This window comes from Snodgrassella sp. W8158, from assembly GCF_016100435.1.
In the GTDB taxonomy this organism is placed as follows: Bacteria; Pseudomonadota; Gammaproteobacteria; order Burkholderiales; family Neisseriaceae; genus Snodgrassella; species Snodgrassella alvi.
Genome location: NZ_JACFSM010000007.1, coordinates 1 through 24,879 on the forward strand (window position 1 = coordinate 1; position 24,879 = coordinate 24,879).

The following is a 24,879-nucleotide window of genomic DNA, read 5'->3' on the forward strand; positions in this document are numbered from 1 at the left end:
ATGTGAAAGTAGGACACCGCCAGACTCCCTATAGAAGAACCCGGTTGATTAGTCAGCCGGGTTTCTTACTTTAAGTACTGAGAAGTACAACAGAAGAAAAACAATACCGCAGCAGCCTAATGGCTGCTGTTGCTGTATCTAGGCCAGAGAGGGGAAGGACTGCTGACGCAGTGCTTCATAGAGGACGATGGCGGCGGCGTTGGACAGATTCAGTGAGCGGATGTGTTCTGACTGCGGGATTCGCAGACATTGCTCGGAGCGAGCCTGTGCGAATGCGTGTGGCAGTCCGGTGGTTTCGCGACCGAAGAGGAAGTAGATTTGCTGATTGCGATCACTGTAGTCGAACTGAGTGTAGTTGCGAGTGCCGTAGGTTTCTATCAGATAGACTTGTGCATTAGTCTGAGTTTCGGTTATCCCGATGAACATTTTAAATTTCATTGCTATAAGTACTATGTACTATAGCTTTGGATACAAACTTTAGTGGTTGAAATATAGTTTGGGAAAAATGAAAAACTTTTGGTTACAGTTTATATAGATGATCGCTCCATAAACGATTCGATAACTATTTAACGGTTCAGAAATAGATTCTGGTCTGATTTAAATATTATTTCACTTATATAATTATTGTGCTGCCCTGTAGCAGTAATATGCATATTGTTTATTCTGTATTTTCTTCTGACAGACTCTTCCTGTTATGTGATTAGTATGATAAGTTTTGATTGGGAGATTTATAGGCAGAAATATTAAGCCAATTGTTTGTCGGGTAGTAAAAGTCAGTACGATTATTTCTCATTGAATGGGTTTATTCAGTACACTTAATACCCAAATGGTAATAGGTAATACAATGATAGGTTTGATGATTGTTACCCACGAGACAGTAGGGCAGGCAAATATGCAATTAATCCGGCATATTTTTGGTTCTGTACCTGATAATGTTACTTTAATCGGGGTACGTAGTAGTGATTCAGTTGAAAGTATACATGCTGAGGTTGTAGAAAAACTGGCTTCTTTGGATTATGGTCACGGTGTATTGATTCTCACTGATATTTTCGGTGCCACACCCTGTAATCTGGTGCGCCGGTTAATTCAAAGTGACAATGTAATTCTGCTAACTGGTCTTAATGCTCCAATGCTGATTAAGGCACTTCAACATTTTACTAAAGTAGATGATGTACATAAATTTGCAGATGAAGTTAAAGCTGCTGCTATTGCCGGCATTATGACTATTTCTAATCAGGATGAGCTTTGAAATGGTAAAAAAGGAAATTGAGATTATTAACAAGCTTGGTTTGCATGCACGGGCATCGAATAAATTTACTCAGGTAGCCAGCCGGTTTCAGTGCGAAGTATGGGTAACTCGGAAAGATCGCCGCGTTAACGGTAAAAGCATTATGGGACTAATGATGCTGGCTGCTGCTCAAGGTAGTGTAATTGAGCTGGAAACCGACGGTGTTGATGAAAGTCAGGCAATGCAAGCGCTGGTTGAGCTGATTAATAATTATTTTGGTGAAGACGAATAATGAGTATCGTCCTGCATGGTGTTGCAGTGGGGGCCGGTGTCGCTATCGGTCGTGCTCATCTGGTGGTGCGCGGTATGGACGATGTGCCACATCAGGAGTTGTCGATTGAAGAAGTGCCCGCAGAAGTTGCCCGTTATGAGCAGGCAATCAAAACAACTCGCCGTCAGTTAGAGCAGTTGCGTACAGATATTCCGCAGAATGCACCTTCAGAACTGGGAGCGTTTATTTCTCTGCACCTGATGCTGGTAGGTGATGTAAGTCTATCCAGAGAGCCTGTAGATATTATTGAAGCACAATGTGTTAATGCAGAATGGGCATTAAAACTGCAAACGGATAAACTTTCAGATCAGTTTGATGCAATTGAAGATAATTATTTACGCGCACGTAAGCAGGATATGCTGCAAGTAGTTGAGCGTATTTTTAAAAATCTGATTGGTTTATCGACAGAAGTCGTGACTGAAGCGGAGGATTTTGAAGAAGATACGATTCTTGTTGCCCATGATTTATCGCCGGCAGATACGGTTTTTTTTAAAGACAGCCGTATTGCTGCATTTGTTACTGATGCCGGCGGACCAACTAGCCATACCGCGATTCTGGGACGTAGCCTGGATATTCCCTCTGTGATTGCACTGGGCTATGCACGGGAATTAATTAATGAAGATGAGCTGATTATTGTAGATGGCACAATGGGTGTAGTTATTATTGCACCTGATGATGTTATTTTAAAGGAATATCGCCGACGCTTGCGGGAATTTCGCAGCTTAAGACGGCAGTTAAATAAACTTAAGAATACGGCAGCAACAACATTAGATGGAATTAATATTGAGTTGTTGGGTAATATTGAAAGTGCTAATGACATAAAAGCACTGCATAGTCTGGGTATGGATGGTATCGGATTATATCGCAGTGAGTTTTTTTATCTGAACCGTGATGCTCTGCCTACAGAAGATGAACTGTATACCGAATACGCTGATGTGGTTAAAAAGCTGAAGGGTAAACCATTAACCATACGGACAATTGATTTAGGTGTAGATAAAAATCCGCGCTGGTTTGGTCCCAGTCATACGATGAATCCGGCTTTGGGATTGACCGGTATCCGTTTGTGTCTGGCTGAACCTGTGATGTTCCGTACTCAGATGCGGGCAATTATGCGGGCTGCGGTTTTGGGGCCCGTGCGCATGATGTGGCCAATGATTTCATCTGTAACAGAGATACAGCAGTGTTTAACTCATCTAAATACCGCTAAACAACAGTTACATGATCGCTTTGAAACCTTTGATGAAAATATTCAGGTTGGGGCGATGATAGAGATTCCGTCAGCTGCATTAACAGTTAATTCTATTTTGAAGATGATTGATTTCGTTTCAGTCGGTACTAATGATTTAATTCAGTATACGCTGGCGGCAGACCGTAATGATGAAAGTGTGAGTTATTTATATCAGCCGGGTCATCCTGCGGTACTGAAGTTATTACTGCATATTATTCGTACCGCTGCACGTTTGAATAAACCAGTATCCGTGTGCGGAGAAATGGCTGGTGATGCTCAATATACACGGTTATTGATGGCGATGGGGCTGCGCCGGTTTTCGATGAATGCAAATAATATTCTGGCGGTGAAAAATCAGATTATTCAAAGTGATTTGCTGATGCTTGAAACCGAAGTACAGAAAATATTACGTAATGATGATCCGGATAAAGCATTAAAATTATTGAAAAAATTAAATTCTTCACATGAATTATCTGAAACTGCGGATTAAATAAATTGTTTTGTCTGACTTAGCACAGTTTAACTGCGTTTAATGATGAAGTTCCTATAATAAATTTGTCAGTATTGTTTTTGCCTGACAATCAGTATTGAGTAAGTAGTGTTTTCCCGCAAATTGTCCACCGATATTCCCTCCCTTGGTATCGGTGGTTTTTTTTATTTATTTTTATATATGCTATATAAATATTAAAAATGTTTTATGCAATTAATATGCTATTGTAGTATTGATGGACTAAGCTCAATAACTGTATTGCCAGAATGATTAATTGCAAGTTTGTGTCTTGAGTAAACTGTTATAATAGTGGTCTATTTTTATACAATAAACTGATAATTCATGATGCAAGAACATTATTGTCCCGAAAAGATTGAGCCGGCTGCACAAGCGCGCTGGCAGGAATACCGTTTATTTAACGCTAAAGATTTTAGTCCGAAACCTAAATATTATTGTTTGTCGATGTTTCCTTACCCCTCGGGTAAGTTACATATGGGACATGTGCGTAACTACACTATTGGTGATGTACTGAGCCGTTATCGCTTGCTTAATGGGTTTAATGTGATGCAGCCGATGGGCTGGGATGCATTTGGTTTGCCTGCTGAAAATGCTGCAATGAAACATCAGGTAGCCCCGGCACAATGGACTTATGACAACATAGCTTATATGAAAAAGCAGTTGCAGAGTTTAGGTTTTGCGATTGACTGGGAGCGGGAAATTGCGACCTGTACACCGGAATATTATCGCTGGGAACAGTGGCTGTTTGTGCGTTTATTCCAAAAGGGCATTATTTATAAGAAAAACGGAACAGTAAACTGGGATCCGGTGGATCAGACTGTACTGGCCAATGAGCAGGTTGTAGACGGTCGTGGCTGGCGTTCCGGTGCCATTGTAGAAAAACGTGAAATCCCGATGTATTACTTCAGGATTACAGATTATGCTGAAGAGCTGCTCAATGGTCTGGATACACTGGAACATTGGCCGGAGCAGGTAAAAACTATGCAGCGCAACTGGATTGGCAAGTCACGCGGGATGCAGGTACGGTTTGCACTAGCTGAAGACAGTAAAGCGGGATTAACCGGTGAGTATGCAGATTTTGTACAGGTATATACCACACGTCCTGATACACTGATGGGAGCAACTTATGTTGCTGTTGCTGCAGAACATCCGCTAGCGACAGCTGCCGCTGCTGATAACCCTCAGTTACAGCAGTTTATTGCTGAGTGCAAGGCCGGTTCTGTGGCTGAAGCAGACATGGCCACGATGGAGAAGAAAGGTATGCCTACCGGACGCTTTGCCATCAATCCGCTTAATGGCGATGTGCTGCCGGTCTGGGTGGCTAATTATGTGCTGTGGGGATATGGTGATGGTGCGGTAATGGCTGTTCCGGCGCATGATGAACGTGATTTTGAATTTGCCACTAAATATCAGCTACCAGTAAAACAAGTAATTGCCTCTACGCAGAATACAGATACTTTTAATGTAAGCGCGTGGCAGGAATGGTATGGCAGTAAAGAGCAGACACAGTGTGTTAACAGCGGTGAACTGGATGGTCTGGATTTTTATGCGGCATTTGAGCGTGTTGGTGAGATTTTACAGGCTAAAAATGCCGGTGCACCGAAAACACAATATCGCCTGCGTGACTGGGGTATTTCCCGGCAGCGTTACTGGGGTTGCCCGATTCCGATTATCCATTGTGATGATTGTGGTGATGTCACTGTTCCGGAAGAACAGTTGCCAGTTGTATTACCGGAAAATGTGGTACCGGATGGTGCCGGTTCTCCGTTAGCCAGAATGCCGGAATTTTACGAAACTACCTGTCCATGCTGTGGTAAACCGGCTCGTCGGGAAACTGACACTATGGATACTTTTGTTGAATCGAGCTGGTATGCGGTACGGTATGCATCACCACATTGCAATACCGCAATGGTGGATAAAGAGGCTGCTAATTACTGGATGAATGCAGACCAGTATATCGGTGGTATTGAACACGCTATTTTACATCTGCTCTATGCCCGTTTCTTTACAAAGTTAATGCGCGATGAGGGGCTGCTGAATGTAGATGAGCCATTTGCCCGCTTACTTACTCAGGGTATGGTGGTATGTGAAACGTATTATCGTGAAGGTGCTAATGGCAGCAAAGAATGGATTGCACCGCAAGATGTGGATTTGCAGCGGGATGATAAAGGCCGGCCTCTGGCTGCAACCCTGAAAGCAGATGGTAAACCGGTATGTATCGGTGGCATTGAGAAAATGTCTAAATCCAAGAATAATGGTGTGGATCCGCAAGAGCTGATTGACCGCTATGGTGCGGATACTGCGCGATTGTTTATGATGTTTGCCGCACCGCCTGAGCAATCACTGGAGTGGTCAGATGCCGGGGTAGAGGGTGCGCATCGCTTTCTGCGCCGTTTGTGGCGTACTGTATATGATTATTTACAGCAGGGTGCAGGTGTAACCGCATTTACCGGTAGTCAGGATAATTTGTCTGCCGACCTGAAAGCGCTGCGGTTGAAACTGCATAGCACAGTCGCCAAAGTAACCGATGATTATGGTCGCCGGCAGCAATTTAATACTGCAATTGCTGCGGTTATGGAATTGCTGAATCAGTATGACCGGACTGATTGCACTACAGAAGCCGGGCGAGCCGTGGCACAGGAAGTGCTGGAGTGCGTATTGCGTCTGTTATGGCCGATTGTGCCTCATGTGTGCGAAACATTATGGAATGAGTTGTCTCCGCAAAAAACGCTGTGGGATGCTGCATGGCCATGTGTTGATGAAGCCGCACTGGTACAGGATGAAATTACCCTGATGGTTCAGGTAAATGGTAAGCTGCGCGGACAGATTACAGTTTCTGCCGATAGTAGTAATGATGAAGTACAGGCAGCAGCATTGGCTGATCCGGCCATACAACGATTTGTGGATGGCAAAACACCGAAAAAAGTTATTATTGTGCCAAAACGATTAGTCAATATTGTTATCTGATCGCATAATCCGATGAAAAAGACATGTTATTAACATGTCTTTTTTTTATTACATAAATCAATTACTGCGAAATACGCCTAGATTATTTGGCGCCTGTACCGCAAATAATTCAGGGTAGAGTATAGGCGATCAGATAGTCTCCCATCTTCGTACCGAATGAGCTATGACCACCGGCCATTTGTACTACATATTGTTTACCATTAACGGCATACGTCATTGGTGTAGCCTGTCCTCCGGCCGGCAAACGTGTCTGCCATAATAAATCTCCGTTACTGGTATCGTATGCACGCAGATAGTTGTCCTGAGTTGCACTGACAAACATAATATTACCCGCTGTGGATATTGAGCCACCCAGACCCGGAACGCCAATTTTCAATGGTGGTAATTCAAATAATTTCGGCAGACTGTCACGAATAGTGCCAATACGCTTTTTCCACACTACTTGGTTAGTCTGCAAATCAACACCAGCTACAAATCCCCATGCCGGTTGTTTACAAGGTAAACCTATTGGTGAAAGAAAAGGGCTAATTTCTACCCCATAAGGAGCGCCATACATCGGCTGGATACCATTCTCAGTACCGGCACCCTGTTTTTGCTGAGCCCTGTCGGGATTAGCCGGAATCAGGCGGGAAACGAAGGGCAGTCCGATTGGGTTCATCAGAGCAATTTGCCGATCCTGATTGACAGATATACCACCCCATTCAAATACCCCCAGATTACCAGGAAATACCAGTGTGCCATTTTCAGAAGGTGGTGTATAAATGCCATTATAATTTAAGCGTTTAAACTGGATGCGGCACAGAAGCTGGTCAAACATGGTTGCTCCCCACATATCTTTATCAGTCAGTTTGTCTTTCGGCATCAGACTTAAAGCTGAGAAAGGCTGAGTAGCTGCATAATGTTCACCCTGTGTCGGTTTACCATGTTTCAGAGTCTGTGGTACCGATTGTTCAGTAACTGGCACAATGGGTTGGCCGGTTTCACGGTTGAGGACAAAAATATTACCGGTTTTGGTCAGAACATAAATAGCAGCAATCCGTTTACCGGATGGTATTGTAATGTCCATCAGTGAAGGCTGAGCCGGTACGTCCATATCCCAAAGATCATGGTGAGTAGTCTGAAAATGCCATAGCAGTTTACCGGTTGAGGCATTCAGTGCCACAAGAGAGTTGGCATAACGTTCTTTTAACTTATCACGGTGACCGCCCCAGATGTCCGGTGTGCTCACTCCGGTGGGTATATATACAATATTACGCCGCTGGTCGTAGGCCAGAGGTGCCCATGCATTGGGTGAATTATGCACGAAATTGGTCTTTTCACCCGGCATCGCATTCGGGTTTTCCGCACCAGTATCAAATACCCATTTTAATTGGCCGTTATTGACATCATAACCACGAATTACCCCGGAAGGTTCTTTAGTTGAGAGGTTATCCGTTACTGAACCACCGATAATAATCGTACTAGGTGTTACAACAGGCGGTGAGGTCGGATTATATCCTCCCAAAAAAGCATAAGGCATTTTGGCTTGCAGATTAATTTCACCGTTATGACCGAAATCCGGACATTTCTGACCAGTCTGTGCATTGACGGCAATTAAACGGCCATCATTAACCGGTAATAAAACTTTTTGCGGACAAATAGCGGATGCGGTGGTCTCAGAACTATGTGCTGTCGTAGCATCATAATAGCTGACACCACGACAAGTCAGATGCTGAAAAGTTCTGTTGCTGCGCAATTCAGGGTCAAAACGCCATAAACGTTTGCCGGTAGTGGCATCCAGAGCATCCAGAAACTGGTGTGGTGTACAGATAAAGAGTTTATTGCCGATTTTGATCGGTGTTAGTTCATTAGTGGTTTCTGCTGAATCATTAGCAGTTTTGAAATCACCGGTACGGTAAGTCCAGGCTACTTTAAGCTGTTTAACATTAGCGGTATTGATTTGAGTTAATGGTGAATAACGTGTTCCGCCCTGAGTACGACCATACGCTGGCCAGTCTTCTGCTGCTACACCATTATCGTCTGCCGCTGGTGCCGGCTGGAGGCGAGTAATGGTGCCATTAATTTGCTGCGGATCATGACTGATGCTGTAGAACATCACACCTAGTATCGCAATTAATGCTAATGTAATAATTAATTTTCCACTTCGTGAAGCTGATAACTGCCGTGTTGGCCACGGAGTTAAAAGCCATAATCCAAACAGAAATAGCAGGTCAAAACGTGGTGCCAATGCCCAGAAATCGGTGCCGGACTCCCATAAACCCCAGATTAGTGTGATAAATAGAGTAATTGCATATAGCCACAGACAGCTACTGCGCTGATAATGGTATAGAGTTGTAAACAAACATAGAATTAGGGCAATAATGGCATAAAATGCTGAACCGCCCAGCCATATCAACCATATACCTCCTATAAGCAGATAGATAACAGTTAGCCAAAGTACTATCAAAGTCATTATTCTGGCGAGGGAAAATGATGTAAATATTTTCATAATACTTCTGTTAACCTGTTTTTATAAAAAACTATTGCTAAAATTATTATAATAAACAATATATAATATGAAAATTTATATATATTAATGAATAGAAAATTTACTATAATATTTAGAATCTGGTTAAACAGGGCAAGCATTTAAAAGCGCAAGCACAGCTTACTTTTTATCAGTATGGCACTGCCATTTTTTACCTTATGTGTATTATTGGAAATAAATATAAGGAAAATCATGATATAAAATTATTATATATAATAGTTTGTGTACTAAATAGAAAATACTATGAATAGTCAAAAATTAATCGGCTTTTTGAAAAGTATGCATGCTAGTACCGGAATTAACGCCACAACGGTGTAGGTTAAACTAAATATTTAAAATTTCCTGGTCTGAATAATATCTCGTGATTAAATCAAATCCAGGTAATTTGCAGATTTATCTATTCAAATAATAATCTTGAGTTAAAAAAGATAAATTTACGGGGCTAATAATAATTAAATAAGTTTAGCGTTTAATCTGCTGTAGATTTTAAATATAGTAAATAAAAATTTTATCCTTAGGATAATAAATGTGCATCTAATGTATATTTATTAGTATCAATGTAATAATTAATGAAAACTATTTGCATAAGATGATTTAATATATATTTGAAATAACTGAATAATTCTATATATATTTTTTTTAATAAATATTGCATAATATACAAATATTAAAAAATGATTATAAATGTTAAAATACATCAAATTTAATAGCATTTAATATACGCAAATATTGTTAACTTATTTAATAAACATCAATTTGAAAACATTGATTCAGGCATGAAAATGAATAACTTTAAGCAGAAAAAATTAAATTCAATTATACATACATTAGTATTTAAACTTTCACTAGGAACCCTGGCACTACTTCCGGTATCAGTAAATGCAGATACATTTATTGATGATAATAATATCGGGAACTACAAAACAACCGGAATTAACATTAAAGATAATGTAGATATAAATACAACAAACGAAACTGCTCCACATATTGATATTGATCAAAATAGTAGTAGCGGAATGGGGCTTGCCGCAGCTTCCGACAAAAATACAACTATTAGTGGCGGTTTATTTAAGGTTAAAGGTCGGAAATCTAATAACTACTATAATAGTTTTAATGGTATTTATTTATCAAGTAGATCTAACTTGGTTTCAAATAGTGGCCTTGACATAGATATTACAAGTGGTCGTGGTATGTATCTGTCCAGTGAAGGAAACGGTGAGTTTTACGGGAAAGTAACCATAAAAGGCCAAGAATATAGCCCAGACGGAGACTATAACATAGGTATATCTGCTTATAATTCTTCCAGAACTAAACGAACAACAGGTACGTTTAATGATGAGGTAAACATAAAGATTGAAGGGACGGCAAGTATAGGCATTGCTTCGCAGAAAGCACAGAGCCCAAATATCGCAGGTAATGAATTAACTTTTAATGATAAAGTAAACATTGATATAACAACTAAGCCAGGTACAATCAAATCCGGCAACAAGGAGTACACGTATTATGGTGCTGGTATTGCTATTGAACAAATATCGCCTTTAGTGGAAGATTCTGATGGTATAGATAGAGGTGATGTTATGAAATTTAATAAAGGACTTAACCTCACCATTAAGGGTGGTACCGCAATTTTAATGGATCAGCACAAAGGCAAATTAGAGATTAATGATGGTTCAAATGGTAACCGTATCGTTGTTCAGGATCCTAAAGACTTTAAGGCTATAGAAGCAACTGCTGGTAAAGTGACGATTAATGGTAAATCAGAAATTATTGGAGATATTTTTTCAAGTGAAAATAAAGATCTTCGGGATAAAGGAGTAGTCAATTTAACTCTGACTGACGGATCAATGTTATTAAGCTCTTTAGACAATGATGGTGGTGCAGGTGAGATTAATCTTGGCCTTTCCGGTAGCCATAGCCAGTGGAAAATGACAAGCAGCTCAAATATTAACTCTCTGAAACTTAGTGATGATGCCAAAGTCAGCTTTGGTTATGACTATAATAATACATCTAACACCGCGCAGAAGCTTGACGGTACAAATGCAATGACATTAACAACAGGTTCGCTGGCTGGTAATGGCGTGTTTGAAATGCGAACTGCAATTGGCACGAAGTTAAATAGTGATATGCTGAAAATTACCGGTGCAAAACAGGCAACAGGTAATCATCGAATTATCATCAATGATCAAGGTACAGGCGCAGCTGCAGTCACCGGAAATGAAAAAATTAAACTGGTTGAAACCAATGGTGGTGATGCTAAATTTAGTTTATCGTCCTCAGCAGTAGATATTGGTGGCTATGAATTTAATAATTTAGACGAATTTGGCAATTCTAATCCTGACGGTTCAGACTGGATATTGTCTGCATCTGGCCCTGCTGGCGGCTCAAACGACATCGGTCAAGGTGGGGCCGGCTCAGGCAGCAACGATAATGGTGGCAGTGGCTCAGGCAACACCGGTAATAGTGATGGAACATCAGGTGGCTCTGACACAAAGCCAGGTTCCAAACCAAATTTAACTAATACAGCAAAAAATGCGGCCAATATTCTTAATTCAAATTATTTAATGAGTTATGTTGAAACACAAACTTTATTGCAGCGTATGGGACAAATCCGTACCGATGATACAGCCAGCGGTAAAGTATGGGGCAGAATATATACCGGTAAATTAAGCTCATTTAATGATAATCGGTTGTCTGGTTTTGACATGGATTATTATGGATTACAGTTAGGTTTAGACCGCAAACTGAATTATGATAAAGTGAATCTTTATTATGGTGTAATGGGCGGACTAAGCCGGGGTGAAGTTGATCACAATGTTGGTGACGGCAGTACCAAAAACTATTCACTGGGATTCTATGGTACGTTACAAAGCCAGAATGGTTTTTATCTTGATGGTTTAGTCAAGTATATGCATATGACCAACAAGTTCAATAGTATGACCGCAGGAGGCTATCATGTTAAAGGAGATGGCAATACCAATGGTTTTTCCATAGGAGCAGAAGTAGGCAAACGTATTCATTTATCCGGTGCAGGAAACGCGGATGAGGGTTGGTATTTAGAACCACAGGCTCAGCTTACTTATTCACATCAGGATGGAGCCACCATAAATGCGACCAATGGATTAAGTACAAGACTGGCCAGTTATAATTCATTAATAGGGCGTGCCAGTCTTATTTTAGGTTATACTATTCAGAGTGGTAAAAACCCGGTGGATGTATATTTTAAAACGGGTTACCTGAGAGAGTTTGATGGAAAAACATCTTATACCTTTAATCGTGTTGCAAAAGAAAAGTATGATTTTGGTGGTAACTGGTGGGATAACGGTATAGGAATTAATGTGCGGCTGAATGGGAAGCATCATATTTATGGTGATATGGTTTATTCTGCAGGAAACAAATTTAATCAGAAGCAGATTAATGCGGGATATCGTTACAACTTTTAACCAGAATGTTATTACTGACTAAAGCTAAAATTTAGCGAAGACTGATGTTTAAAAGTAGGTTTAATCATGGTGGTGCCGGATAATTCTGGTACCACCATTTTGGTGTTTAGTTGATTATTGGTCAATGTATATAGGAAATATGGCTATTAATATTAATTTATTGAATGTAATTATGAACTAGTCAGAGACTATGCAGTTATGCATTTTAAATGGATGCGCTTAGTATTAATATCAATGGTTGAGTATAAACAATTTATTTATTTAAAATGCATAATTGCTTTTTCTTTGATTGATACTTATCAGCTATTGCCAGATAGCTGTTGCTGTTTAAGTTACAGTCTGCCTGAATAGGTGAATAGTATTCAGAGTAAATCTTTTTCATGCTGCTCCATCCAGTTTGCGATGGAAACCAAAGCCGGTTTTAAAGTTTTTCCCAGCGCTGTTATCTGGTATTCAACTTTAGGCGGTACTTCGGGGTAGAGCTTTCTGGTAATTAATCCTTTTTGCTCAAACAGCTTTAGCTGTTTTGTTAATTCTTTCTGAGTAATTGGTGCGATGGCTCGCCTTAATTCGCCAAAACGAATGGGTTGATCAGTAATAATCAGGCGATACAGGATAGGAATAGCCCATTTTCCTGAAATTAAATTAACAAATTTAACCATAGGACAATGATAAATATCAGGGGTATTTTTTTCAGTGTGCATAACTATTTTCCATTAGTATCTATTTGGTACCTACTTTCATAAGTAAACCAGTTAAATTATACTGAATTTTATTTTTGAAAGGGAATATATGAATAGGCTAACAGGTAAATATACACTGATTACAGGCGGAAGTAGTGGAATAGGGCTGGCAACTGCCAGAGAATTTATTGCCGAAGGTGCGACAGTAGCCATAACTGGCAGAAATAAAGACAGATTACTGGCAGCGAAGCAGGAATTAGGTACAGATGTAATAATATTGCAAAGTGATACTTCTGATGTTGAAGAACAAAAGCTTCTGGCTGCACAGTTAACCAAAATGTGGCCCAGATTAGATGCTGTATATATTAATGCGGCCGATGTCACTCATCTGCCGGTAACTGATTGGAATGAAAATACTTTTGACAGGGTAATGAATACTAATTTCAAAGGGCCGTTTTTTCTGATACAGGCGCTGTTACCTTTGCTGGCTGATCCCTGTTCGGTTATTTTGTGCGGTACGGTAAGTACCAAAATCGGTTTACCGCAAAGCAGTATTTATGCGTCCAGTAAAGCTGCTCTCTGTTCATTAGCCAAAACACTGTCGGGAGAGCTGTTATCCAGAAATATTCGCTTCAACTGTTTAGTCCCCGGCCCGACAGACACGCCGGCGCATATGAATTTAAATACCACTGACGCGGATGCTGTCAAACATTTACAGCAGGAAATTAAGGCATTGGTACCGTTAGGACGTTTGGGCAAACCGATAGAGCTGGCTAAAGCCGCTGTTTTTCTGGCATCGGATGAATCCTCTTTTATGCTCGGTGCGGAAATACTGGTAGATGGCGGGGTAGGTAATATCTAATTTTATTTTTTGATAAAAATAATGATGTTATTTACGTAAATTAAGTAGTAAATCTCTAAAGACGTTCGGATCTTTAATAAAGGTAATTTCTCCTGCCTGCGGAAAATGGTAATCAAGCAGGCGGGAAACCCAGAAACGAATACATGCAGCTCGCTGTGCAATCGGAAAGTAATCTTGTTCAGCGGAAGTCAGCGGGCGTATGCTTTCATAGCCGTGTATAAATGCTTGTTGCAGATTTTGGTCGATATGATTGTCTGCACGACGTGCCCAGTCGTTAACGGCGATGGCAAGGTCATACATGAAATTACCGTTACATGCATAATAGAAATCAATAAATCCGGCTACCTGTTCACCATCCAGCAAAACATTATCGCGGAATAAATCGGCATGGATGATACCCGCAGGCAGATTTGTACATTCATGTGCATCAAAGAAAGCAATTTCTGCTTGTAATAACTGCTGATCTTCCGGATCCAGAAAGGGTAATAAACGGCTGCTGGCCTCATGCCACCAGCCAGTGTAACGCGGATTGTGCATTTTCTGCGTGAATTCGCTACCGGCCAGATGCATTTTAGCCAGCATCGCTCCGGTATTGAAACATTGCTGTACGGATGGGCTGCTGGTATCGCTGCCGGTCAGGCAGGTTACCAGACAGGCTGGTTTGCCAGCCAGAGTGCTGTCCAGACGACCGTCAGTTCGGGCAATAGGAGCAGGACAGGCTACGCCGTGAGCACTCAGATGCCGGGTTAAATCTAAAAAGAAGGGCAGCTCATCCTGTGTCATGGCTTCAAAAACAGTCAGTACATAGCGCCCTTGTGTGGTGGTTACAAAATAATTGCTGTTAGTAACGCCCTGAGCGATACCTTGTAAACCAATAAACCGACCTAAGTGATAATCACGCAGAAAGCTGCGCATTTCATCGTCGCTAACGCTGGTGTAAACCGACATAAATGTAACCAATAAACAGAATTAAACGAAAAGTTTAAACCTGAGACAGGATGTTTAAACAAATTGCAAGCATGATGGCAATAAAGGGCTGATGTCAAGTATTTATTAGAATGATTGCTTATGAACGGTAGTTCATAGAAAACTTGTTATCTGATGATGTTTAAATTGAATGATGTGTATGTCGTATAAAGGGTTGAAACAGGAATTGGGTAATTTGTAAGCCAATATTCCGGACGGTACAACTATATCGGAAAATATTTTATCTTTATTGCATATAATAAAATAGAATAAGTGAATGCATAAGGGCTATTTCACAACTTATTTACTTTTGCGTATTCTTAGCTGGCACTAGGTATCAAACTCGGGCAGAAAGCTTGCCGGCGCAGGAGTATAAAATGAATTTATCTTTGCTCGCGAACATTATGGTGTTCGCATTGTTATTATGGATACTGAGCCGTACACATTCAACCCAATGGAGTTTATCCAAAAAAGTATTATTGGGTATGATTCTTGGTATTGGATTGGGTTTAGGGCTGCAACTGATTTACGGAGCATCCAGCCCGGTAATCCGTACCTCTGTACAATGGTTTGATGTAGTCGGCAATGGCTATGTACAGTTATTGCAGATGGTTGTTATGCCATTGGTGTTTGCTTCAATTCTGAGTGCTGTGGCGCGGTTACATAATGCTGCTCAGCTAGGCAAAATCAGTCTGATGACTATCGGCGTGTTACTGTTTACTACGGCGATGGCTGCATTGATCGGTACTTTGCTGACCAGCCTATTTGGTCTGACTGCCAGCGGTCTGATTCAGGGAGAAGCTGAAACTGCGCGCTTTAATGCAATTCAGGCTAATTATGTTGGTAAGGTAACAGATTTAAATGTACCGCAGCTATTACTGTCTTTTATTCCGAAAAATCCGTTTGCTGATTTAACCGGAGCCAATCCGACCTCTATTATCAGTGTGGTTATTTTTGCTGTATTTCTCGGTATGGCCGCATTGAAGTTATTAAAAGATGATGCTGCTAAGGGTGAGCGGGTGTTACGGGCAATTGATATCTTACAAAGCTGGGTAATGAAGTTGGTACGGATAGTAATGCTGTTAACTCCCTATGGTGTCCTGGCACTGATGACTAAAGTAGTGGCTTCTTCAAATATGCAGGAGATTATTAAGCTGGGGGGCTTTGTACTGGTTTCTTATCTGGCACTGGCTCTGATGTTCGGGGTACATGGTCTGTTACTGGGCATATTTGGGATCAATCCGGGTAAATATTTTCAGAAAATATGGCCGGTATTGATTTTTGCATTTACCAGTCGCTCCAGTGCTGCTTCTATTCCGCTTAATATCGAGGCTCAGACGCAGCGTCTTGGTGTGCCGAAAACTATTGCCGGTTTTGCTGCTTCTTTTGGTGCAACTATCGGACAGAATGGTTGTGCCGGTTTGTATCCGGCTATGCTCGCCACCATGATTGCGCCAACTGTAGGTATCAATACTCTGGATCCATGGTGGATTGCAACACTGGTCGGAATGGTGACTATCAGTTCCGCAGGTGTGGCCGGTGTTGGCGGCGGAGCTACATTTGCGGCGCTGATTGTGCTGCCGGCAATGGGTTTGCCGATTACGCTGGTAGCCTTACTGATTTCTGTAGAGCCATTGATTGATATGGGGCGTACGGCATTGAATGTCAGCGGTGCGATGACTGCAGGTACGTTAACCAGCCAGTGGCTGCATCAGACTAATAAAAAAATATTAAATAGTACGGAGCACGGCAGACTGGTACATTAATGCAGTAGGTACTTAAAACTATTTTGTCATACTTAGCAGCCGGTCTGTGACAGCAGAGTGGCTGATTGTTTTTCGTTTAAATTCTTAATATGGGGCATGAGCGGATTAAGGTTTACAGATAGGTAATTAAACAGGACAGTTTTAATCATTTAACTGTCCTGTTTGGATAATACTATGATGATGTCGCAAGTAATCAGGCAGTAGAGGCTGCCTGTCAGGTTTTTGCTGAAGATTTATCTGTTTTGTAAAACGATTTGTAGCATACGCCGGATAGGTTCTGCAGCACCCCATAAAAGCTGGTCACCTACGGTAAAGGCACTGATATATTCTCCGCCCATGCCCATTTTGCGGATGCGCCCTACTGGTACAGTTAATGTGCCAGTTACTGCTGCGGGTGTCAGCTCGTGCATAGATGCGGTTTTTTCATTAGGTACAACTTTTACCCAGTCATTGGCAGCAGCAAGAATTTTCTCAATTTCAGCTACGGGTAAATCCTGTTTCAGTTTTAAGGTGAGTGCCTGACTGTGGCAGCGCATTGCGCCGACACGGACACACAAGCCGTCGATAACGATTGGCTGTGCACTGCGACCTAAAATTTTATTTGTTTCTACCGCACCTTTCCATTCTTCTTTAGACTGACCGTTACCCAGATCAGCATCAATCCATGGAATCAGACTGCCGGCAAGAGGAACACCGAACTGGGCCTGCGGATATGCTTCGCTGCGTAAAAAATCGGCAATTTTTCGGTCTATGGCTAAAATAGCACTGGCCGGATCGGCCAGTTCTGCACTAACCTGATTTTCAATGGCACCCATTGCACTAATCAGTTCACGCATATTCTGGGCGCCGGCGCCGGATGCTGCCTGATAGGTCATGCTGGTAGCCCATTCCACTAAATCCTGTTCAAACAGGCCGCCCAGAGCCATCAGCATCAGTGACACTGTACAATTACCGCCAACAAAATCTTTGATACCGTTTGACAGGGCGCTATCAATCACTGCGCGGTTCACAGGATCAAGTACGATGACTGCTTTATCGCTCATGCGCAAAGTGGATGCAGCATCAATCCAATATCCCTGCCAGCCCTGATCACGCAGCGGCTGGTGGATTGCTTTGGTATAGTCGCCACCCTGACAGGTAACGATAATATCCATTTGAGCCAGAGCATCCAGATTACGGGCATCCAGCAGTGTTTTTGCTGTCTGACCAAAATCAGGTGCGGCTGCACCGGCTGCTGATGTCGTGAAAAAATACGCATCTGCAATACTTTGAAAATCATTTTCTTCCTGCATGCGCTGCATTAATACTGAACCTACCATACCGCGCCAGCCAACAAAACCTACTTTCACCGGGTGCTCCTTAAAACAATTCAATTTAATTAAAATTTCTGTTGCCAGATACCAGAATACTATCCGGTCTTTTAACCATAATCACGGCTGTTTGTAAACAGATAATTACCATTCTGGTAAATTTCAGGCTGTACAGCTTATCTTTTGCCGGATTTATAGTGTCAATTCAATACTGTTATCCCATTATATAGAATCGGCTGACATTCCGGTGTACACTTTCGCCTTTGTTTTTTAATTGGCATTTCTGATGAATTTACTGCGTACTCTGGCTAAAGTCAGCAGCATGACTATGCTGTCGCGTGTTCTGGGTTTCATCCGCGATACCATTATTGCCCGCAGTTTTGGTGCGGGGATGGCTACTGATGCTTTTTTTGTGGCATTTAAACTGCCTAATCTGTTACGGCGTATTTTTGCAGAAGGCGCATTTTCACAGGCTTTTGTACCGATACTGGCTGAGTACAGGGAAACACGATCACCCGAAGCTACCCGGGCTTTTGTGCAGCATGTGGCCGGGCTGCTTTCATTTGTTCTGATTATTGTAACGGCGATCGGAATTCTGGCCGCACCTGTCGTGATTTATATTTCTGCTCCCGGGTTTCAGCAGGATGCCGATAAATTTGCTCTGTCGGTACAACTACTGCGGATTACTTTTCCATATATTTTTCTGATATCGCTGTCTTCACTGGTTGGCAGTATCCTGAATACTTATCATCAGTTTATTATTCCAGCCTTTACACCGACTTTTCTGAATATCTCCTTTATCGTATTTGCTCTGTGGCTGGCACCTTACTTTCATCCTCCGGTTCTGGCGCTGGCCTGGGCAGTATTTGTGGGCGGATTATTACAGTTGCTGTATCAGCTGCCTTATTTATTTAAACTGGGTTTTCTGACTATGCCCAGACTCAATTTTAAGGACAAAGCAGTTAACCGGGTACTCAGACAAATGGCACCGGCTATTCTGGGGGTATCGGTAGCGCAAATATCGCTGGTGATAAACACGATTTTTGCTTCTTATTTGCAATCCGGTTCAGTATCCTGGATGTATTATGCTGACCGTCTGATGGAATTACCGACTGGTGTGCTTGGTGTGGCACTGGGAACCATTCTTTTGCCCACTTTGTCTAAACACTCAGCTACTAATGATATAGCCAGCTTTTCTGCATTGCTGGACTGGGGATTACGCCTGTGCATGCTGTTAACTTTACCGGCAGCAGTGGGTATGGCTGTGCTGTCATTTCCTCTGGTGGCAACTTTATTTATGTACCGGCAGTTTAATGAGTATGATGCAATAATGACTCAGGGTGCGCTTATCGCTTATGCTGTTGGTTTGATTGGTCTGATTCTGATTAAAGTACTTGCACCGGGATTTTATGCGCGCCAGAACATTAAAACGCCGGTAAAAATTGCTATTTTTACTTTATGTATGACTCAGCTGATGAATTTGCTGTTTATCTGGAAGTTGCATCACGTCGGGCTGGCTCTGGCTATCAGCCTTGGCGCCTGTATTAATGCCGGATTACTGTTTACTCTGTTACGGCGACAGAAATTGTATACCCCCAGCCCCGGCTGGCTGCGTTTTCTATTGCGTCTGACGGTGGCTCTTGTTGTTATGGGTCTGGGGTTATGGTTATTACAGCATTGGCTGCCGTTTAACTGGCACAGTAGCGGGTTGGCAAAAGTAGGGCAATTAAGTATTTTGATTATTACTGGTATTATTTTATATTTCGGATCACTATTTGCTCTGGGTTTCCGCGTACGCGATTTCCGGCGGGCTGAAGCAGAATAGTGGTATTTCAGCCTCATAACGAAAATGAAAAGAATTCATGCAAATTTATTTGTGTTCAAATTCTTTTAATTCTTCTGCGATAAAATATTTCACCAGTTCGCAAAACAGGGACTTGATTACATCTCCGTTCAGTCCCTGCTCATCTGCCCATTGTTTGCGTTTTTCAAGCATGCTGTTAAAACGCTCATTCGCTTGTACGTCTTTAGCATTCATTTTAAATTTACTGGCCGCTTTGACATATTCAAAGCGGGCGGAAAGTAACTGGATTACCGCATAATCAATATGATCTATTTCTGTACGAATGTCATTTATGCCGTGGCAGTCCTCAGGTTTATATATTTGATTATATGTCATTGTATTTATTAATTTTTATTTCCATGATATCTGTATTGTAAAACTAATATAAGTAGCAGTACAGTTAAAAAATGATAATTTTACAAATTAATATTATTATTATATATATGATAAATTAAATTAATTAAATATATGAAATGTAATATTCTATTATGCTGATTATTTTAACCTAAAAGCATAAATTGCTTTAATTGAGTATAACTGACCGGAATAAATGAAAAAATCCATGATTGACTTTTGCTGTTTTCTGGTTACAAAAAATATGAGAAACCAAACGTAATACTGAATAAATGCTAATGATAATAATTCTCAATATCCTATTGAAAACATTATTTTTTTATTTTCTTTTAATGTAATACGCGCTTTTAATAACGTTCGAAATTAGTTACAATACATCAATTTTACCAATATTTGCATAAGGTCAGCGCAGTTATGTTGGCGAATTATTTCCCCATATTAATATTTGTTCTGGTTGGCTTTGCCGCTGGTGTTCTGTTTATCTCTCTCGGTTTATTGCTAGGACCGAACCGGCCATACAAAATGAAACAGGAACCGTTTGAGTGCGGTTTCGAAGCTTTTGAAAATGCACGAATGAAATTCGACGTGCGTTACTATCTGGTAGCCATTTTATTCATCCTGTTTGACCTTGAAGTTGCCTTTATGGTGCCCTGGGCAGTTGTATTTAAAGAGCTGGGCGCATACGGATTCTGGTCAATGATGGTGTTTTTGCTGATTCTGGTTATCGGCTTTATTTATGAATGGAAAAAAGGCGCTCTGGAATGGGAATAGAAGGCGTTTTAAAAAAAGGATTTGTCACAACCACTGCCGATACCGTACTCAATTATGTGCGTACCGGTTCGTTGTGGCCGGCTACTTTTGGTCTGGCCTGTTGTGCCGTAGAGATGATGCAAGCTGGTGCTGCCCGTTATGACCTTGACCGCTTTGGTATTATTTTCCGCCCGTCACCGCGTCAGGCCGATCTGATGATTGTCGCCGGTACGCTGTGCAATAAAATGGCTCCTGCTTTGCGGCGTGTTTATGACCAGATGGCCGAACCGCGCTGGGTACTGTCTATGGGTTCCTGTGCCAATGGCGGCGGTTATTATCATTACTCTTATTCTGTGGTTCGGGGCTGTGACCGGATTGTACCGGTTGACGTATATGTACCGGGCTGTCCGCCAACTGCTGAAGCGCTGGTATACGGACTATTGCAGTTGCAGCTGAAAATTAAACGTACCGCCACTATCGCGCGTGTATGAAAGTGAGGGAAATATGGCAGATTTGGCAATACTGAAAGCCGTGTGCGAAGCCACTTTCGGCGATAAGGTACGTTACTGTCTTGACCGTGGTGAGCTGACACTGGATTGTGCAGCAGCTGATTATCATCAGCTTATGCAAACGCTGCGTGACCACAATGAATTAAAATTTGAAACACTGATTGATCTGTGCGGAGTCGATTACCAGAGCTATAAAAATGAGCCATGGGAAGGCAAGCGTTTTGCTGTAGTCAGTCATCTGCTGTCAGTAGCCAATAACTGGCGTGTGCGTGTGCGTGTCTGGGCTGAGGCTGAAGATTTTCCTACAGTAGATTCTGTTGTTGATATCTATAACGGTGCCAACTGGTATGAGCGTGAAGCATTCGATATGTTTGGCATCCTGTTTAACAACCATCCTGATTTGCGCCGTATTCTGACTGATTACGGCTTTGTCGGTCATCCGTTTCGCAAAGATTTCCCTGTTTCCGGCTATGTTGAAATGCGTTATGACGAGGCCGAAGGCCGCGTAATTTATCAGCCGGTAACGATTGAACCGCGTGAAATTACACCGCGCGTGGTGAGAGAGGAGCAGTACGGTGTCTAAGTTACGCAATTACACCATTAACTTCGGGCCGCAGCATCCGGCAGCACACGGCGTATTGCGCCTGATTCTGGAAATGGACGGTGAAAATATCGTTCGTGCCGATCCGCATATCGGTCTGTTGCACCGCGGCACAGAAAAACTGGCTGAATCACGCACCTATTTGCAGGCATTGCCATATATGGATCGTCTGGACTACGTATCCATGATGTGTAATGAGCAGGCATACTGCCTGTCAGTGGAGCGCCTGCTGAATATCGAAGTGCCGGTTCGCGCTCAATATATCCGTGTGATGTTTGCTGAAATTACCCGTATTCTTAATCATCTGATGGGTGTCGGTTCTCATGCGCTGGATATTGGTGCCATGACGGTATTTCTCTATGCTTTCCGCGAGCGGGAAGATTTGATGGATATCTATGAGGCAGTATCAGGTGCGCGCATGCATGCAGCTTATTTCCGCCCGGGTGGTGTATACCGGGATTTACCGGATTTCATGCCTAAATACGAATCCAGTAAATACCGTAATGCCAAAGTTTTGCAAAAACTGAATGCCAGTCGTGAAGGTACCTTGCTGGACTTCATTGAAGACTTTACCAACCGCTTTCCCGCCTGTGTGGATGAATATGAAAATCTGCTCACGGATAACCGTATCTGGAAGCAGCGTACAGTCGGTATCGGTGTAGTATCCCCGGAGCGTGCTCTGCAAAAAGGATTTACCGGTGTGATGCTGCGCGGTTCCGGTATTGAGTGGGATGTGCGTAAGAAACAGCCTTATGATGCTTATGCTCAGGTAGATTTTGATATTCCGGTAGGGATTAATGGTGACTGCTATGACCGTTATCTGTGCCGTATTCATGAAATGCGTCAGGCCAACCGTATTATCCGTCAGTGTGTTGACTGGCTTAAAGCCAATCCCGGTCCGGTAATTATTGATGACCATACTGTGGCCCCGCCGCACCGTACCGCCATGAAAGACGGTATGGAAGAATTAATCCATCACTTTAAGCTGTTTACCGAAGGTATGCATGTACCTGAGGGTGAAGTTTATGTGCCCACCGAGCATCCTAAAGGCGAGTTCGGGGTATATCTGATTTCTGATGGTGCCAATAAACCTTACCGGATGAAGATTCGTGCTCCGGGGTTTGCTCATTTGCAAGGGATGGACGAAATGGCACGTGGTCACATGCTGGCTGATGTGGTGGCTATTATTGGTACACAGGATATCGTATTCGGGGAGGTGGATAGATAATGTTGTCCCCTAACAGCTTAAAACAAATTGATATAGAACTGGCAAAATATCCGGCTGATCAGCGCCGTAGTGCCATTATGTCTGCCTTACGTATTGCGCAGACCGAGCTGGGCTGGCTTCAGCCGGAAACTATTGAAGAAGTGGCTGATTACATTGGTATTCCGCCGGCGCAGGCGTTAGAAGTTGCTACTTTTTATAATATGTATAACCTGAAACCGGTAGGTAAATATAAACTTACTGTGTGTACAAATCTGCCCTGTGCCCTGCGTGGCGGAGTAAATGCAGGTGAGTATCTGCAAAAACGTCTGGGTATCCGCTATGGTGAAACCACAGCCGATGGTAAATATACTCTGGTTGAAGGCGAATGTATGGGTGCCTGTGGCGATGCGCCGGTAATATTAGTCAATAATCATAAAATGTGTAGCTTTATGAGCGAAGAAGCCATTGAAGCAAAACTGGCGGAGTTGAACTAATGGCAATGTACCAGAATGGCGTGATTTTTGATCAGGTTGATACTTCAGACTCTAATTGCTGGACACTGGAAGCTTATATTGCTCGCGGCGGATATCAGGCATTGAAAAAAATTATCAGCGAAAATGTATCGCAGGATGATGTAATTGCCGAGCTTAAAACTTCCGGTCTGCGCGGTCGTGGCGGTGCCGGTTTTCCTACCGGGCTGAAATGGAGCTTTATGCCACGTTCTTTTCCGGGTACCAAATATATCGTGTGCAATACGGATGAGGGTGAACCGGGTACATTCAAAGACCGCGATATCATCGACTACAATCCGCATGCCCTGATTGAAGGCATGATTATCGGCGGCTACGCTATGGGCGCTGCTGTAGGCTATAACTATATACACGGCGAAATCTTCGAGAGCTATCTGCGTTTTGAAACGGCTTTACAGCAGGCGCGCGAAGCAGGATTACTCGGACAAAATATTCTGGGCAGTAATTTCAGCTTTGAGTTGCATGCTCATCATGGTTATGGTGCCTATATCTGTGGTGAAGAAACTGCTCTGTTAGAGTCTCTGGAAGGTAAAAAAGGACAACCGCGTTTCAAACCGCCGTTTCCGGCTTCATATGGCTTATATGGTAAGCCGACAACAGTTAACAATACTGAAACTTTTTCTTCTGTACCGTTCATTATCCGCGACGGCGGTCAGCTGTTTGCTGATAAAGGTATTCCTAATAATGGTGGTACCAAGCTCTTTTCAGTATCCGGTCACGTAGAACGCCCGGGTAACTACGAAATTCCGCTGGGGACACCGTTTAAGGATTTGCTGGAAATGTGCGGTGGCATGCGAAATGGCAAAAAACTTAAGGCAGTTATTCCCGGAGGTTCTTCTGCGCCGGTATTACCGGCAGACATCATGATGGAACTAACCATGGATTATGATGCCATAGCCAAGGCAGGTTCTATGCTGGGTTCCGGTGCGGTCATTGTCATGGATGAAGATGTATGCATGGTCAGAGCACTGGAACGACTGAGCTATTTCTATTTTGAAGAATCATGCGGGCAATGTACGCCGTGCCGTGAAGGAACCGGCTGGCTGTATCGCATTATTCACCGTATTACCTCCGGCAAAGGCCGGCCGGAGGATCTGGATTTGCTGGAATCACTGGGTAGCAATATTTCGGGGCGTACCATCTGTGCACTGGCAGATGCGGCTGTTATGCCGATACAGGGCTTTATGAAACATTTCCGCCCCGAATTTGAGCACTACATCGAACACGGCAAACCCATGAAAGAACATCGCTGGTGCTAAGGCACTATCT

Annotated in this window: 20 protein-coding genes; 14 read left to right on the plus strand and 6 right to left on the minus strand. The window is 42.5% G+C overall.

The annotated features are described in order from the left end of the window. Window positions 1-138: 138 nt before the first annotated feature. Window positions 139-438, minus strand: a complete 300-nt coding sequence (locus tag H3V11_RS10590; RefSeq protein ID WP_198224903.1) for a TrmH family RNA methyltransferase — start codon at window positions 436-438, stop codon at window positions 139-141. A 406-nt stretch (window positions 439-844) separates the two neighbouring features. Between H3V11_RS10590 and H3V11_RS10595 the strand changes: the two genes are divergently transcribed. The 4 genes from H3V11_RS10595 (at window position 845) to leuS (ending at window position 6,262) form a co-directional block, all read left to right on the plus strand. Beyond that, window positions 845-1,249, plus strand: a complete 405-nt coding sequence (locus H3V11_RS10595) for a PTS sugar transporter subunit IIA (RefSeq protein ID WP_084550455.1) — start codon at window positions 845-847, stop codon at window positions 1,247-1,249. A gap of 1 nt (window position 1,250) precedes the next feature. Continuing rightward, the gene (locus H3V11_RS10600; RefSeq protein WP_037391766.1) at window positions 1,251-1,520 is read left to right on the plus strand and encodes an HPr family phosphocarrier protein; all 270 of its coding nucleotides are present in this window, start codon (window positions 1,251-1,253) and stop codon (window positions 1,518-1,520) included. Beyond that, window positions 1,520-3,277: a phosphoenolpyruvate--protein phosphotransferase gene (ptsP, locus tag H3V11_RS10605; protein ID WP_084550395.1), complete on the plus strand. Its 1,758-nt coding sequence runs from the start codon at window positions 1,520-1,522 to the stop codon at window positions 3,275-3,277. Before H3V11_RS10600 ends, ptsP begins: the two co-directional genes overlap by 1 nt. Window positions 3,278-3,622: 345 nt before the next feature. After that, window positions 3,623-6,262, plus strand: a complete 2,640-nt coding sequence (leuS, locus tag H3V11_RS10610) for a leucine--tRNA ligase (RefSeq protein WP_198224974.1) — start codon at window positions 3,623-3,625, stop codon at window positions 6,260-6,262. A 109-nt stretch (window positions 6,263-6,371) separates the two neighbouring features. On the opposite strand, the gene H3V11_RS10615 is transcribed toward leuS, so the two are convergent. Then, window positions 6,372-8,750 (minus strand): glucose/quinate/shikimate family membrane-bound PQQ-dependent dehydrogenase, encoded by a 2,379-nt coding sequence (locus tag H3V11_RS10615; protein ID WP_198224905.1) that lies wholly within the window; start codon window positions 8,748-8,750, stop codon window positions 6,372-6,374. Between the two features lie 821 nt (window positions 8,751-9,571). Between H3V11_RS10615 and H3V11_RS10620 the strand changes: the two genes are divergently transcribed. Continuing rightward, on the plus strand, window positions 9,572-12,229 hold the full coding sequence (locus H3V11_RS10620; protein ID WP_198224907.1) for an autotransporter outer membrane beta-barrel domain-containing protein: 2,658 nt from the start codon (window positions 9,572-9,574) through the stop codon (window positions 12,227-12,229). 362 nt (window positions 12,230-12,591) lie between these two features. Here H3V11_RS10620 and H3V11_RS10625 read toward each other — a convergent pair whose 3' ends face one another. Next, window positions 12,592-12,933 carry a helix-turn-helix domain-containing protein gene (locus H3V11_RS10625; protein WP_084547589.1) on the minus strand — a complete coding sequence of 114 codons (342 nt, stop codon included), beginning with the start codon at window positions 12,931-12,933 and terminating at the stop codon, window positions 12,592-12,594. Window positions 12,934-13,021: 88 nt separating this feature from the next. Here H3V11_RS10625 and H3V11_RS10630 point away from each other — a divergent pair, with 88 nt between their 5' ends. Continuing rightward, window positions 13,022-13,774, plus strand: a complete 753-nt coding sequence (locus H3V11_RS10630) for an SDR family oxidoreductase (protein ID WP_198224909.1) — start codon at window positions 13,022-13,024, stop codon at window positions 13,772-13,774. Window positions 13,775-13,801: 27 nt separating this feature from the next. On the opposite strand, the gene thrB is transcribed toward H3V11_RS10630, so the two are convergent. Then, a complete protein-coding gene (thrB, locus tag H3V11_RS10635) occupies window positions 13,802-14,722 on the minus strand; it encodes a homoserine kinase (RefSeq protein ID WP_198224911.1) in 921 nt (306 codons plus the stop codon). 395 nt (window positions 14,723-15,117) lie between these two features. On the opposite strand from thrB, the gene H3V11_RS10640 reads away from it, so the two are divergent. Then, window positions 15,118-16,506: an L-cystine transporter gene (locus tag H3V11_RS10640; protein ID WP_198224914.1), complete on the plus strand. Its 1,389-nt coding sequence runs from the start codon at window positions 15,118-15,120 to the stop codon at window positions 16,504-16,506. Window positions 16,507-16,739: 233 nt separating this feature from the next. On the opposite strand, the gene asd is transcribed toward H3V11_RS10640, so the two are convergent. After that, entirely contained in the window at window positions 16,740-17,855 is a 1,116-nt protein-coding gene (asd, locus tag H3V11_RS10645; protein WP_198224916.1) for an aspartate-semialdehyde dehydrogenase, read from the minus strand. Window positions 17,856-18,102: 247 nt separating this feature from the next. Here asd and murJ point away from each other — a divergent pair, with 247 nt between their 5' ends. Continuing rightward, a complete protein-coding gene (murJ, locus tag H3V11_RS10650; RefSeq protein ID WP_198224918.1) occupies window positions 18,103-19,641 on the plus strand; it encodes a murein biosynthesis integral membrane protein MurJ in 1,539 nt (512 codons plus the stop codon). A 45-nt stretch (window positions 19,642-19,686) separates the two neighbouring features. Here the strand turns inward: murJ and H3V11_RS10655 are convergent, their stop codons facing one another. Beyond that, window positions 19,687-19,995 (minus strand): chorismate mutase, encoded by a 309-nt coding sequence (locus H3V11_RS10655; protein ID WP_198224920.1) that lies wholly within the window; start codon window positions 19,993-19,995, stop codon window positions 19,687-19,689. 432 nt (window positions 19,996-20,427) lie between these two features. Here H3V11_RS10655 and H3V11_RS10660 point away from each other — a divergent pair, with 432 nt between their 5' ends. From H3V11_RS10660 to nuoF, 6 genes are read left to right on the plus strand one after another with little or no spacing between them, the layout of a single operon-like run. Continuing rightward, complete coding sequence (locus H3V11_RS10660; protein WP_025329722.1) at window positions 20,428-20,784, plus strand: NADH-quinone oxidoreductase subunit A; 357 nt, start codon at window positions 20,428-20,430, stop codon at window positions 20,782-20,784. Beyond that, complete coding sequence (locus H3V11_RS10665) at window positions 20,775-21,254, plus strand: NADH-quinone oxidoreductase subunit B family protein (RefSeq protein WP_025329723.1); 480 nt, start codon at window positions 20,775-20,777, stop codon at window positions 21,252-21,254. The genes H3V11_RS10660 and H3V11_RS10665 overlap by 10 nt, the downstream gene beginning before the upstream one ends. 13 nt (window positions 21,255-21,267) lie before the next feature. Next, entirely contained in the window at window positions 21,268-21,855 is a 588-nt protein-coding gene (locus tag H3V11_RS10670) for an NADH-quinone oxidoreductase subunit C (RefSeq protein ID WP_084552676.1), read from the plus strand. Then, entirely contained in the window at window positions 21,848-23,101 is a 1,254-nt protein-coding gene (locus H3V11_RS10675) for an NADH-quinone oxidoreductase subunit D (protein ID WP_025329725.1), read from the plus strand. The genes H3V11_RS10670 and H3V11_RS10675 overlap by 8 nt, the downstream gene beginning before the upstream one ends. Continuing rightward, window positions 23,101-23,574: an NADH-quinone oxidoreductase subunit NuoE gene (gene nuoE / locus H3V11_RS10680; RefSeq protein WP_025329726.1), complete on the plus strand. Its 474-nt coding sequence runs from the start codon at window positions 23,101-23,103 to the stop codon at window positions 23,572-23,574. The genes H3V11_RS10675 and nuoE overlap by 1 nt, the downstream gene beginning before the upstream one ends. After that, entirely contained in the window at window positions 23,574-24,869 is a 1,296-nt protein-coding gene (gene nuoF / locus H3V11_RS10685) for an NADH-quinone oxidoreductase subunit NuoF (RefSeq protein ID WP_078474500.1), read from the plus strand. Before nuoE ends, nuoF begins: the two co-directional genes overlap by 1 nt. Window positions 24,870-24,879: the final 10 nt, after the last annotated feature.